The sequence below is a fragment of the Flavobacterium sp. Arc3 genome (assembly GCF_041431375.1).
Lineage (GTDB): Bacteria > Bacteroidota > Bacteroidia > Flavobacteriales > Flavobacteriaceae > Flavobacterium.
Window position 1 is genome coordinate 181,711 of record NZ_JASMRI010000006.1, and the last position, 13,601, is coordinate 195,311.

The 13,601-nt window shown below is 36.1% G+C and carries 10 protein-coding genes and 1 tRNA gene; 4 read left to right on the plus strand and 7 right to left on the minus strand.

Going from position 1 to position 13,601, the window contains the following annotated elements; all coding sequences use genetic code 11:
- Positions 1-65: 65 nt before the first annotated feature.
- The 5 genes from QO200_RS06255 to QO200_RS06275 all read right to left on the minus strand — a co-directional run bounded on the left by QO200_RS06255 (position 66) and on the right by QO200_RS06275 (position 8,641).
- Positions 66-1,418: a DUF5689 domain-containing protein gene (locus QO200_RS06255; RefSeq protein ID WP_371537777.1), complete on the minus strand. Its 1,353-nt coding sequence runs from the start codon at positions 1,416-1,418 to the stop codon at positions 66-68.
- An 18-nt stretch (positions 1,419-1,436) separates the two neighbouring features.
- A complete protein-coding gene (locus QO200_RS06260; RefSeq protein ID WP_371537779.1) occupies positions 1,437-4,274 on the minus strand; it encodes a carboxypeptidase-like regulatory domain-containing protein in 2,838 nt (945 codons plus the stop codon).
- Between the two features lie 538 nt (positions 4,275-4,812).
- Positions 4,813-6,027, minus strand: a complete 1,215-nt coding sequence (locus QO200_RS06265; RefSeq protein ID WP_371537782.1) for an MFS transporter — start codon at positions 6,025-6,027, stop codon at positions 4,813-4,815.
- Positions 6,028-6,284: 257 nt separating this feature from the next.
- Positions 6,285-7,325 carry a Gfo/Idh/MocA family oxidoreductase gene (locus tag QO200_RS06270; RefSeq protein ID WP_371537785.1) on the minus strand — a complete coding sequence of 347 codons (1,041 nt, stop codon included), beginning with the start codon at positions 7,323-7,325 and terminating at the stop codon, positions 6,285-6,287.
- Between the two features lie 248 nt (positions 7,326-7,573).
- A complete protein-coding gene (locus QO200_RS06275) occupies positions 7,574-8,641 on the minus strand; it encodes an NADH:flavin oxidoreductase/NADH oxidase (RefSeq protein ID WP_371537788.1) in 1,068 nt (355 codons plus the stop codon).
- Between the two features lie 351 nt (positions 8,642-8,992).
- Here QO200_RS06275 and rseP point away from each other — a divergent pair, with 351 nt between their 5' ends.
- The 3 genes from rseP (at position 8,993) to QO200_RS06290 (ending at position 11,980) form a co-directional block, all read left to right on the plus strand.
- Positions 8,993-10,336 carry an RIP metalloprotease RseP gene (gene rseP / locus QO200_RS06280; protein WP_371537791.1) on the plus strand — a complete coding sequence of 448 codons (1,344 nt, stop codon included), beginning with the start codon at positions 8,993-8,995 and terminating at the stop codon, positions 10,334-10,336.
- Between the two features lie 140 nt (positions 10,337-10,476).
- A tRNA-Asn gene (locus QO200_RS06285) sits at positions 10,477-10,550 on the plus strand.
- A 224-nt stretch (positions 10,551-10,774) separates the two neighbouring features.
- Positions 10,775-11,980, plus strand: a complete 1,206-nt coding sequence (locus QO200_RS06290) for a tyrosine-type recombinase/integrase (RefSeq protein WP_371537793.1) — start codon at positions 10,775-10,777, stop codon at positions 11,978-11,980.
- A gap of 36 nt (positions 11,981-12,016) precedes the next feature.
- On the opposite strand, the gene QO200_RS06295 is transcribed toward QO200_RS06290, so the two are convergent.
- Entirely contained in the window at positions 12,017-12,262 is a 246-nt protein-coding gene (locus QO200_RS06295) for a helix-turn-helix domain-containing protein (RefSeq protein WP_371537795.1), read from the minus strand.
- A gap of 130 nt (positions 12,263-12,392) precedes the next feature.
- Here QO200_RS06295 and QO200_RS06300 point away from each other — a divergent pair, with 130 nt between their 5' ends.
- Positions 12,393-12,812, plus strand: coding sequence for a hypothetical protein (locus tag QO200_RS06300; protein WP_371537798.1), 420 nt, complete (start codon positions 12,393-12,395; stop codon positions 12,810-12,812).
- Between the two features lie 294 nt (positions 12,813-13,106).
- Here QO200_RS06300 and QO200_RS06305 read toward each other — a convergent pair.
- The coding region (locus QO200_RS06305) for an ATP-binding protein (RefSeq protein WP_371537800.1) at positions 13,107-13,601 on the minus strand (495 nt) is incomplete at its 5' end.

Here is a 13,601-nt window from a genome sequence, read left to right on the forward strand (position 1 = left end):
TAAGTTGGCAAATATATAAAATACACACTACATAAATTATATTTTTTACTACTATGTAGTTACCATCAATCTCCAAAAACCTGAACATCATCCACTTGAAAGGCACCGTCCAAAGCCAGATTCTTCCCAGAACCGGTGTACTTGAAAGCGATGTTTATTTTCCCTTTATAAGAAGATAAATCTACTCCACCGGAACCCACAAACTGATACCAAGGTGTAGCCTGTTTAGGTAATATTACTTTGAGTGCAGTCCACGTCGCCTTAGTTACATTCACGCCATCAAAATTACTAGACACCAGTACTTCCAGCGAATTCAGTGGAGAATCCACATCGAGGTGATGTTGAGCTGTTCTAAAAGTGAGTATCTCATTAGTATGTGTATCCATATCAATTTTAGGCGAAATCAACCAAGCGATATTTGACAACACTTTGGCCCCTGTGGTATTAAACTCGGCATAACCATTCCCAGAATACACAGTACCCTTCCAGAAGATTGTACCACTCTGAACAATATTTGCCCAGCCAGGCAGACTCAAATTGGTTTTATCCACCACCGATTGGAAATCTTGAGAGAAAAACGGAGCTCTTCTTGTTTGGGTCATAACCACGTCTTTTTCGGAACGGGACAGCAACTGATAATCAGAACCAAATTTGGTTAAAACTCCTCTCACCTTTCCGTTTCCGCCAGGAACCATGCTTTGGGCAAAATCAGCATAACTACTCGTTCTAAAAAGTACTTGATTCCCAAATTTATCTATCAAACTCCAATTAGTCGCACCACCAATATTCTTCGTTTCTTCAAAATAGTGTCGGCCGAGCGCTGCCTCGGTAAACTGAACGTCTGACAATTCTACCAAAGTGTTTATGTTGGCATCAGAAACCAGGTCTGGAATCGTAAGACGTCGTACCAAAAGGTCTTCTCCTAAAGTGGTACAAGAAGCGTGCAATACATTTTTATAGTCGTTTTGCGACAATCGTCCCACCGCACCTTCATTATAGGAGTTGACATAAATACTACCAATACGAAGGCTTCCATAATTGATATCAGTGTACTGATTTTTTAGTTTCACATACACTTTATTCCCCACTCTAAAATCAACATAGGTATTAGTCGCATCAACAGGAACGCTAAATCCTATGGCAGGAGTTGTTGCAGTTCCTAAAGTCTGCAAAGAAATAGTTTTGAAAAAATTACCGTTTTCATCACTGGAAACCACATAGGCTTCAATGATGTCGTCGTATGTATATTGTGTGACAATGGCTCCGGCGTTAGTGCGGACTTCCGCTACGGTTTTATTTGTGGCTAAATCAGGTTGCGTACAACTCAGTTTTGGTATCTCCACCGCATCGTTTGCGCAGCCCGAAAAAACAGCACCAAATACCATCAAAAAAAGGAAACTATAGAAAGTAGATTTCATAAGATTGGTTTTTTATAATTAAAAATTGAAGTTGAGATTAACAAAATAAGTTCTTCCGTAGCCATAAAAGTATTTGTTGCCAAAGGAGGGCGTACCACCAGAAACATCCTGATTAAGTTGTCTAAAATTAGCATTTCTTGCCTGCTCGTAGCCACCCGTTTTATAGTTGTTGTCGAGTACATTATTGACGCTCACAAAAAGTCCCAGGTATTTCCCTTTGATGCGCCATGACTTCCCTCCTATAAGATTAAGCAACATCACCGGATCAAATTTTTCCTGTTTCAATAATTCCCTAGCCCTCTCTTCTGTAGCTTCCGGAAAAGAAAATCCGCTGGCAGGATTAGTGTAAAAATGATCTGTTCTTGATATGGGAGAGACATCAATATAGTTGTCTGCCAAATAATTAATATTAATTCCTATCCACCAATATTTGGGATCACGGTATTCAATCCCTAGTCCGTACGCCTGTTGCGGCATTCCGGCTTGTTTGTAGTTTTTTAAATTTGCTTTTCCAAAATCGAATGACGGCTTGGTATTTTCTACGGAAGCAACTGCATCATTATTAATACTCACATTAGGGTTACTATCATAGGTAAACTGACCGTAGCCTGCAGAAAAATTCCCTTTTATCGTACTGTTGAGTTGGTATTCAAAACTAAATTCCCCGCCAATATTCTTACGATCTAATTGCGTTAATGTTTGGCTTACAAAGGCATTGGTATTTGTATACCCGGCGCCATTGTCAAAAATACCTTCGGCATAAAAAAAGGAAGTTTTAGTCGCATTTTTTATTGTCGAATAATAAGCCGTCAGTCGCGCTTTTAACTTTGGGGAACGCAACACATAAGTTGCATCAAGACTATTTATCGTTTCACTTTGTAGTCCGTCCACAATAGAATTGTTTAAGCGGGAATTAGGAAATGTATTTCTAATAGTGGGCGCTTTAGACAAATGGGCGCCGTTGAAACTTAATGACTGTTTCCCTGAAACTTTAAATAAGACACCTCCTTTAAAACCAAAATTCTCAAAAAGTACTTTCTCACTTTTGCCAAAGGAAATCGTTTCATAAATTCCGTTTTTATACAAACCCTCTCTTTGATAATTTGTAGCAGAAAAAGACTGAGCCAAATAGAAGTCGACTTTATCGTAAGAAAATTTAAACTGGGTAAAAGCATCAAAAACAGTGGCTGCATACTTATAATTGTATCCATAAGCATCTCCTACAACAACCTGCCTGTTTGGGTTATTCAAATCAGACTGTGCTTGATTTCCACTATAAAAACCATCAATATCCTCAAAGTAGGAACCGCCCAAAAGATCCAAAAGGAGCTGGTAATTGTGAGATTCTAATTTTCGGAAAGACCCTCCCGCATTAAAAATCAAATTTTCATTAAGCTGCGTATTGAAATTAGAAGAAGCGACTATAGTTTGATCGTCTGTGCGGTCTTCGTATAAAACATAATGACTTTTGGCCGCTTCGTAGCCCGTAGTATTTCCATTAGAATTTATTATTGCCTTTTGATTAGCCTGATACAGCGCATCCCAATCAATTTGAGGATTTGCTAAAAACTGAACTCGGCTCTTCTCAGCGTTTTCATAATCTGGTGTAAAATCCCCTGAATATTCTCCCTCATCTTTGCCATACAACGAACTGTAATAACTGGGTAATTTTCTAAAATAAGTTGGATCCGGACTGTTGGCATTTTGGTAATCGAGATTGCTGTTTCCTATTTTCCCAAACTGAACCATCACGCTAGAATTAAGATTGCTGTGATCGTTTATCTTAAAATAATGATTGAGCATCAAGATGGGTTCTTCGATGGTTTTTACTCTGGCGTTTCGTTTCTTTCCGTCCTGATATCCCCAGTAGGAATTATAGGTTCCGCTGGTTAGTTCTGTTACCTCAGCGGTATTTGGCGAATTCTTTCCTCGGCTATTTGGGGTATAAAAACCGGTAAAATTCAGGGAATGACTGTCGCTTAATTTCTTCTCAACACTCAGGAAAAGAGAATTCGCGTCATAGGTAGTTCCTTCAAAATAGCCTTCCTCTGCATATCGTTTTCCTGCCGAAACAACCAAGGCCCAACCGCTGTCACTCATTCCTGAAGCAAAGGTTCCCATCATGCGCCAATTATAATTTGTATTCGTTCCTGACACAGTTATTCTAGTTCCTGGTCTATAAATGGAAGCGCGAGTATTGATTTCCTGAGTTCCTAAAATGCCACCAAAAGTATAATCAGACGGGGCGGTACCCACGGTAAATTCCTGATTTCGGGTGGCGTCGTTTAGTCCGCCCCAATTGCTCCATTGTGGTCTGCCGTCATAGGATTTATTCATGGAAACACCATTGATCATGGTTGTTGCATTTTCACTATCTAGTCCCCGAATCCGGAAACGCGCCTGACCCCAATTGAAAGCCGCGGCTTGCTGAAAAGCATCTTTAGAAGACTGTAGCAATCCTGACGTACTTTCTGAACCACTATTGTCATCAGTTAAATCATTTTCGAAAAGCCGAATTAAACTCCGCTGCTGGTCTGAAATTTCATCTTCCTCCAGCATTATCGTGCCTAAATCGAGTACTTCTCCCGCATGGATTGTTACTGGAAACAAGGCGTCTTTGTAGCCTTGACTGTGGAAAAGCACCAATTGATCACCCAGAATTAAGTCGTCAAAACTAAATTTTCCGTTGGTCTCCGTGAGCTGCATCGCGTTTGTGTTTTGAATTGAAACGACTACGTAGGCTAAGGGCTGTTGTGTTTTGGCATCTAAAACAGTTCCTGAAATTCCCGTTTTATTTTGTGCAAAAGCAAATCCTATTTGTAAAACAACGAAAAGTGTCAGCCCAATTTTTCTCATAAATTCCTTTTTTTAAAATAAATGCAATAGGTCCGCCAAGCGATTTGGGAACTTTCAATTTTAAATAAAATAGGATTGAATTTATTTCTGGGCACAACAAAAATCCAAAATAGGATTTGGCATCAGAAATAAAAAAAAAGTGTTTTTGGGAAATTTGGTTTAAAACCAAAAAGGACTACTTCGATAAAAGTGGTATTGAAAAACAAAAGGAACCATTTGATTCTTTTGTTTCACACGATAAATATAATTAAATTTCAATACCGTTGTTAAATTTTTATTAAATAATATTATTTACAGTTAATTTATTTAATGTATTCCCAGCGAAACATCGATAATGCCGCACTTCTTACAAGGGAAATGTTTTTGTAGTAGAGAGGTTCTTGTAACGATTACTCCCTTTTAGTTAGGACCCCCTAGCGCAATAAATAGCCCTGATCACAGCGGCATCCTTTTATCTCGTTCTTAAAACGAGATGAAAGATATAGCGAAGAGCAGGTGATACGTTCTTGAAAGTAATAAAAGTAGTGCTCCAAAAAAATTATTGAATGGCTTTGATTCGGCTCACCATTAAAGCGATTAAAATTCCGAAAACACCAATGAAGGCGAAAGAAAATCGTAAACCCATCAGTTCAGCAATGTAGCCAATAACGGGCGGCCCCATTAAAAACCCAAGAAAACTCACACTCGAAACGATGGTTAAAGCCTCTCCGGGTGGAACGGTGGGATTTTTTCCTGCAAGACTATATAAGGTAGGCACGATGGTAGAAACTCCTAGTCCAACTAGCATAAAACCAAGTGTAGATGGAATTAAGTATGGAAAAGCTACGGCTGTGAAAAGCCCTGTAGATATTAGAAGCCCACTGGTTTGTATCACTTTTTTTCTTCCAAAGCGAAAAATCAGACCGTCGCCTAAAAAGCGTCCGCTTGCCATCATAATCATAAAGGAAGTATATCCCAAAATAATTAACGGACCAGGAGCTTTGACTACATCTTTAAAATAGATTCCGCTCCAGTCAAACATAATTCCTTCACTTGCCATACACCCAAAACCTATGACTCCCAGCCAAATCAAAGCACTGTCTGGCTTTGTGAATAATTTTTTCTTCTCTACAGTTATAGGAGTTCTTTTAGCTTTTATCAAAAACTTATAATTAAACGCAATCAATGTAATCACAATAACACCAACGATTAAAAAATGGTGATACGGAGAAAGCTGAAATGAAAGCATCGCTAAACCAATCAATGCACCGGTAAAACCTGCAAAACTCCACACCCCATGAAAAGAAGCCATGATCGTTTTCTTGTAAAGTTTCTCTGTATAAACACCTTGCGTATTGATGGCGATATTATTCATATTTCCGAATAATCCAAATAGAAATAAACCCAATGCTAATTGCCATGAAGTAGTAGCTAACCCCATGTTGCTAAGACTAAAAGCATACATTAATAATGAAAATATTCCGATGCGGTGACTTCCAAACCGAGTGACTAATTTCCCCGAAAAAGGCATCATCATCAACTGTCCTACCGGAAGTGCAAATAAGATAGTTCCTAAATCAGCGTCGCTTAAATGCAATGCCATCTTAATATCTGGAATTCTACTGGCCCAGGTTGCAAAACACAATCCCATCCCAAAGTAAAATGCAGAAACAGCATAACGAATTCTTCTTAGATAAGAAAGTTTCGCGTTTTTGTATGATTTTTTGAGTTTTCCTTCGGTTTTAAACCGGTCTATAAAATTTAAATCTATCAAAACAAGCTGTTTTATTATTTGAAAGGCACAAAAATACAAAAAAGCGAGGCGAGGATTTTATCAAAACAACAATGGACTGTAATTACATCGTTATTGTTTATAAAAAGTATGAATTCTATCTTGTAAAGCACTGATTTTCTGCCAAGAGACGGTAAAAATCGGGATATAAACCATTAAGGAATTAAGGTTGAATAAAGAATTCACACTGTGTATCTCTTAATTCCTTAATGGTTACTATTTTAAAAAGAATCTAACAACTATAAATAGATTGCTTTTTTCTGAGCACTACTTTGAATTGCCGCTTCGATGATTTGCATGACTCTTAGTCCGTCTTGTCCGGTAACTGGTTCTTCTTTGCCGTTTGCAATGGAATCGTAGACTCCGTCAAAAAAATCATAATAATTCCCTTGTAGTGTTGGAATTTTGCCTTGCACTATTGTGCCGTCAATTTCAGTATGCAAGAGTCCTTCTTTTTCAATTGGCTCTGTTCCCCAAGTATCTAAATTTGGTTTTTTACCTAATTTCAAATCGTCTTCCTGCACATCGCCACGTGGTTTCAAGAAAGATCCTTTTTTACCGTGAATAGTATAGGCGGGATTTGCTTCCCGAACAAAAAAGCCAGCTTTTAAACGCACCCGGAATTCCTGATAATACAGCAAAATGTCAATCCAATCATCAACCAGAGAGTTTTCTCTGGTAATTCTAATATCGGCATAAACAGCTTGCGGAAATCCAAACAAATACAACGCCTGATCTATTAAATGTGGCCCAAGGTCTTTTAATATTCCGGCCCCATCATTGGCCGTTTCTTTGTGTAGCTTCGGACTCAAAAGCGGATTGTAGCGATCAAAATGGAATTCGGCTTCAACTAGTTCTCCCAATACACCGTCTAAAAGAATCTGTCTTACCGTTTTAAGATCACTGTCCCATCTCCTATTTTGAAAAACAGCGAGCTTCACTCCTTTCTCAGTCGCTAAATTCACCAATTCTTGCGCTTCGGCAACTGTGGTAGTAAAGGCTTTTTCGACTACGGCATTTTTGCCCGCTAGCAGTACTTTTTTGGCATATTCAAAATGAGTTCCCACTGGAGTGTTGACGATAATCAACTCAGCATCGGATTCCAAAACGTCCTCCAAAGTGGCATAGCTCTTTACATTAGGATAATCCTGTTGAATCAATTTTTTACTTCGTTCCCAAGATCCGAGCAATTCAAATCCGGGGTGAAATTCTAGAAATGGTGCATGGAATACTTTTCCGGACATACCGTAGGATAGCAAGGCGGTTTTTATTTTTTGCATGTTTTTTATTTGTTTGTCTAATGGAACGCGGATAACACGGATTGTTACAGATAAAAACGGATTTTTTTATCGTTTATATATCTGTGTAATTTACACATATAAATTTATTGAAGACATGTAATACGTCTACTCTATGGCTGATGGCACGCAGATAGCGCAGATTTAATAGTTTATTAAACATATAAGTCGTCTATGTAAAGAGACTCAAAACTTAAATGACTTATATGTTTTAAAAAAAAACTTAAAAACTATTTCTTAGCTCTTTCGTATTGTTGTGGCCAAGCGATATCTTCATTTAAGTCTCTAGCAAAGGTCAACGCAAGATTAGGATCTCTTAAAGATTCTCTCGCAAACAAAACCAAATCTGCTTTTCCAGAGCTAATAATATCTTCTGCCTGATGCGCTTTGGTAATTAGACCTACGGCTCCCGTTAAGATTCTGCTTTCTTTTTTGATTTGCTCAGCAAACGGTACTTGGTAATTAGGTGCTACAGGAATCTGTTGATAAGGCACTAATGCACCTGATGAAACATCAATTAAATCAACCCCTTTTTCTTTTAAAATTGTAGAAAGCTGTACAGATTCTTCTGCATTCCATCCTCCATCTGCCCAATCAGTGGCTGAAATACGCACAAACATGGGTAAGTCTTTTGGCCATTCTGATTGTACTGCTTCGAGTACTTCCAGTGTAAGACGGATTCTGTTTTCAAAACTTCCTCCGTATTCATCCGTTCTAAGATTAGATAAAGGAGAAAGAAATTGATGCAATAAATAACCATGCGCTGCATGAATTTCCATCACTTGGTATCCTGCTTTCACTGATCTTATCGTCGCTGCCTTAAAATCAGCAAGCACTTTTTCAATTCCAGCCTTATCAAGAGCTGCTGGCATCGCGTCTGTATCTTGAAACGGAATTGCACTTGGCGCCACGGTTATCCATCCGCCTTCTTTAGCATCCAGTTTTTTATGGCCATTCCAAGGAGAAGAACTACTTGCTTTTCTTCCGGCATGTGCTAATTGAATTCCAGGAACTGAATTCTGACTCACAATAAATCGATTGATTTGCGCTAATTTTTCTATTTGCTCGTCTTTCCAAAGACCCAAATCTTCTGGAGAGATGCGCCCTTCTGGAGAAACACTGGTGGCTTCTTGAATTATTAAGCCTGCGCCGCCTGTGGCACGACTACCCAAATGCACCAAATGCCAATCATTGGCAAAGCCATCAACAGCAGAGTATTGACACATTGGCGAAATTGCGATTCTGTTTTTAAGCGAAATGCTTTTTATTTGTAACGAAGTGAATAGTTTTGAAGACATATATATCTGAGATCATTAAAGGTTAAAATAATTATTAGAGAAGTGATTCAAGCAACACAAGCCGTAAAATACATTCATCTGTTTTGCAAAAGCATTACAAAAAAAGATACAAGCTAAGAGTCAATACCTAAACGGGGTAGGTCCTAAAAAGCAGATCTCTAAAAATATTTTTCTTAGCTTGTGGGTACTTAGCACACTTTCCTAAAAAGTAAAGTTAGTGGACATCGCCGAAACATAAAACCTAAATTCCATTAATTAACAAACTTTTAAAATCTTGTGGAACAATTATTGTAAATTATACAAATAGAAAACCTTACTTTTGTGAGTCATAAAAAGAATTAAAATTTAAAAATGGATCTATTTATCAAGCTTTCTCAATTTTTATTGAGCTTATCATTACTTATTATACTTCACGAATTAGGACATTTTATTCCTGCTAAATTATTCAAAACCAGAGTCGAAAAATTCTACTTGTTTTTTGACGTTAAATATTCCCTTATAAAAAAGAAAATTGGAGAGACTGAATACGGAATCGGATGGTTGCCGTTAGGAGGTTATGTAAAAATTTCTGGAATGATTGATGAGAGCATGGACAAGGAACAAATGGCATTGCCACCACAACCTTGGGAATTTCGCTCTAAGCCAGCATGGCAACGTTTAATCATTATGTTAGGTGGAGTTACGGTAAACTTCATTTTAGCTTTTATTATCTATATCGGGATGGCCTTTGCTTATGGTGATACTTATATTGCCAATTCAGATTTGAAAGACGGTTTATTGATTGAAAATCAAGCCATGTTAAACGCGGGTTTCAAAACAGGAGATAAAATAATTTCGGTTGATGGTGTAAAAATCGCAAAGTTCGACAATGACATCAATATGAAAGTTATTTTGGGAAAAGAGATCCTTATTGAAAGAAACGGAACCCAGCAAACCATAAAAATGCCTGTTGATTTTGTGGATCGATTGTCTAAATTTGAAAAAGGAACCTTATTAGATATCAGAATGCCGTTTGTTATTGGTGCTGTTACCGATGAATCTACCAATAAAGAAATACAACCAAAAGATGTTGTGGTAACCCTTAACGGACAAACTGCAAAATACTTTGATCAAGCACAAACTATATTAGAAAACAACAAAGGAAAGACTATTCCTGCAACAGTATTGCGTGATCAAAAAGAAAAACAAATACAGGTTACAGTTAACAATGACGGAAAATTAGGCGTTCAGCTTGGTGGATTAAGTTTTGATTCGTTGGAAAAATTAGGATACTACAAAGTAAGCAAACAAGAATTCAGTTTCTTGGAATCCATTCCGGTAGGAATTACAAAAGGAAAAGACCAGTTAGTAGGTTACGGAAAACAACTGAAATTAATTTTTAGTCCAAGTACAGGAGCTTACAAACAAGTAGGTGGTTTCAAAGCCATATTTGATATTTTTCCAAGTACATGGAGTTGGGAAACGTTCTGGAGAATTACTGCTTTATTATCAATTATGCTTGGTGTTATGAACTTATTACCTATTCCTGCACTTGATGGAGGTCATGTGATGTTTTTATTATACGAAATTATTAGCGGTAAGAAACCAAGCGATAAGTTTCTAGAAAACGCACAAATGGTTGGTTTCGTATTACTTATAACGCTGTTATTATTTGCCAATGGAAACGATATTTACAAGGCAATTGTAGGGAAGTAAAAAAAAATAAAAAAAGTTTAATTTTTATTTGCAAAAACCAAATGATAGCCTATCTTTGCACCGCTTTACAACTGAAACGCACATCACTATAAAGCAACAAAAAAAGATTAAAAAGTTATTATATATAAAAATACACAGTTTCCTTCTTAGCTCAGTTGGTTAGAGCATCTGACTGTTAATCAGAGGGTCCTTGGTTCGAGCCCAAGAGAGGGAGCTTTTTAAAAAGACTTTACAGCAATGTAAGGTCTTTTTTGTTTTTAAGCCATAGTGAAATCAGTACTTCACGGAGATTCAGTAGATAAAAGCTAATTCTGGATTTTGCCAAGTTGCCAAGTTATTTTACTAAAAAAAGGCAACATATTAGGCATCATCTCTTTTTCTAAAAGGCATCACTTTTTTTATCGTAACCATTTGCATGTCTGACTAAAACAAAAAGTTATGACTACAGACAATTTCAAAATTCTATTTATTGAAGGAAAGAATAGAAAAAACAAGAAGAATCAATCTCCATTATTTTGCCGACTAACCCTAAATGGGAACAGAAAACAGCTTAGCACAGGCATTAATATTGAGTCCGAGCATTGGGATACCAAAAACCAAGTAATTCTAAAATCCCACAAATCTGCAATTCTATACAACTCTCAACTTGACAAGATAAAATCTAAGGTCAATAGTATCTACATGATTTTAAGATTACAAGAAAATCCTTTTTCTATTGAAGACATTCACGACAAATACTTTGGTAAAGAACTAAAGAAAAGTGAATTTATTCTCTCCTATTATAAACAGTATCTCTCCAAAATTAATAAACTAGTAGGACTAGAAATCAAAGACAATACCTATAGCAAGTTCGTTTATGTAGGCAACCACTTAGAAGCTTTCCTCAAATGGAAATATAAGAAAACAGATTACCCACTAAAAGAACTAAGTCTACAGTTTTTAACTGATTTTGACTACTATCTTAAGACAGAAAAGAAGCAAGAGCAAATTACGATCAACAAAACCATTCAAAGACTGAGAACACCTATAAAGCAAGCTATCTCAGAAGGCTATTTGGATAGAGACCCGTTTATAATGCACAAGTCTAAAACAGTCCGTAAAACCGTTATATTCCTTTCTACAGAGGAACTCAAAACCCTTGAAGAAGCTGTATTACTACAAAATAGACTTAGTATAATTCAAGACTTATTCATTTTCTGTTGTTACACTGGGCTAGCCTATTATGAAATGTCAAATCTTTCTAAGGAGAATATCCAAATAGGTTTTGACAATGTTAACTGGATTCAGATGAAGAGAGAGAAAACACAACGTCAAATCTCCATTCCAATACTTCCTAAAGCTCAAGAAATGATTGAAAAGTATTCAAATGATAATAACCTCGTGTTCCCATCTATAAGCAATCAAAAATTCAACTCGTATCTCAAGGAAATTGCTGAAATAACAGGAATTGAGAAAAGGTTAACACATCACACCGCACGTAAGACCTTTGCCTCAACTGTCCTCTTATACAATGATGTTCCAATGGAAATTGTATCAGAATTACTGGGGCATTCTAATATGGTTATTACGCAGGAAAGCTATGGAAAGGTTGTTCAGAAAAAAGTGAGTGAGGCAATGGTAAATCTTAAAGATAAATTGAAATAATAAAAAATGGGTCTAACGCAGAAAAAAGTTTTAGACTCATTCTTCTTTTAAAATATTTATCCCTTCAAAAATTTCATTTACATCTTTACCCAAAGCAAAACAGAATCTCAATAATAAATCAACTGTCATTCTTTGTTCATTTCTAAATACCCTTCTTACGGTAGTTTCTGAACATAGTGCAGTTCTAGCAAACTCAGATTTATTCCCATTGAATTTCACAAGGAACTCTTTGTATATCCTTTTGACTAATTCAAGTTCTATCTGTTCTAGATGCTTCTGCATTTAACAAAGAAAACAAACGGTTAAATCAAAAATCTTTTTACGTAACGACTTATAAGTCGAAAATTAAATTAGATTTGTATAGCGCATCAAAAAATTATTTACATCTATTACAAACAACTAAGCAATTATTATGAAGAAAATTATTTTTTTATTAATATCATTAATATCTCTACAATCTTGTAAAAATAATAGCATTGAAATTGAAAAATTAAAAGAAGAAAACAAAGTTTTAAAAGAGCAGATAATTAACAAACCAATTAATATTCCAAAATACGTATGGACTGTAATAACTTATAAAATAGGAGCAAGACACTTTGACGATAATGGTGGATCGAGGTTAAAAAATATCGAAACGAAATCTTCTTGGACAGATATTATTGAAGTCCAAAATTTTGATTACACGACAAAATTGAAAATGGAAGACGAATTTGAAAATAGAATACGTCAAACAAATTCAATATTGTTACATTCTATTGTAAAAAGAGAAACGTACGATTTTAATAGTTATGCAGAAGCAAGTGAATTTAAATACAAAACTACAAACAATTAATTATGAAAAAACAATTAATATTACTTATGATACTTAGTAACTTTATAATGATAGGTTGCGAAAAAAAATCAAATAAAAATGATTTGGAAAGAGAAAATTTAAAAGGGAGAATTATTTCTGTTAAGGAGCTAAGGTGCAAATTCCAGTGATATTGACCACCCAATTCCAATTTAAAGTGACCACCTGATTCCAATTCAAAATGACCACCTAATTCCGGAGCAAACTGACCACCTCCATTTTCAATAAAAACTACTTTTTTTCATCTGTTAATTAGTATTCAAATATAGTTAAATATTAGCCTTTGTTTAACCCTCTTTTTTTTCTCATAGATTCTCCATGTAATTCGAGTCGATGGGATTGATGTATGAGTCTATCCAAAATGGCATCGGCAATAGTTTTTTCGCCAATTATATCATACCAACCTTGCACTGGGATTTGTGAGGTTACAATAATGGAACCATTATTATGCCTGTCTTCAATGATCTCCAAAAGGGTAATTCGGTTGTGACTATCCAATGCTTGGAGTCCAAAATCGTCTAGTATAATAACATCTTGCCTTTCTATTTTAGCCAATTCTCGTAGGTAAGAACCATCTGCTTTGGCCATTTTTAATTTAGCAAATAGCTTAGAGGTATTAAAATAACTCACTTTAAAACCCTGTATACAGGCTTGATAGCCTAGTGCAGTGCCTAAATAACTTTTGCCTACACCAGTACTTCCAGTGATTAAAATATTTTCGTTTTTTTCTACAAATTCACATTCTGCTAAACGCAGAACCATGTTACGATC

What these genes read in the sequence shown, in the direction of transcription:
- QO200_RS06295 (WP_371537795.1), bottom strand. Translation starts at nt 12,262, where the DNA reads ATGCAGAAGCATCTAGAACAGATAGAACTTGAATTAGTCAAAAGGATA.
- QO200_RS06270 (WP_371537785.1), bottom strand. Translation starts at nt 7,325, where the DNA reads ATGCAAAAAATAAAAACCGCCTTGCTATCCTACGGTATGTCCGGAAAA.
- QO200_RS06275 (WP_371537788.1), bottom strand. Translation starts at nt 8,641, where the DNA reads ATGTCTTCAAAACTATTCACTTCGTTACAAATAAAAAGCATTTCGCTT.
- QO200_RS06255 (WP_371537777.1), bottom strand. Translation starts at nt 1,418, where the DNA reads ATGAAATCTACTTTCTATAGTTTCCTTTTTTTGATGGTATTTGGTGCT.
- QO200_RS06260 (WP_371537779.1), bottom strand. Translation starts at nt 4,274, where the DNA reads ATGAGAAAAATTGGGCTGACACTTTTCGTTGTTTTACAAATAGGATTT.
- rseP (WP_371537791.1), top strand. Translation starts at nt 8,993, where the DNA reads ATGGATCTATTTATCAAGCTTTCTCAATTTTTATTGAGCTTATCATTA.
- QO200_RS06300 (WP_371537798.1), top strand. Translation starts at nt 12,393, where the DNA reads ATGAAGAAAATTATTTTTTTATTAATATCATTAATATCTCTACAATCT.
- QO200_RS06290 (WP_371537793.1), top strand. Translation starts at nt 10,775, where the DNA reads ATGACTACAGACAATTTCAAAATTCTATTTATTGAAGGAAAGAATAGA.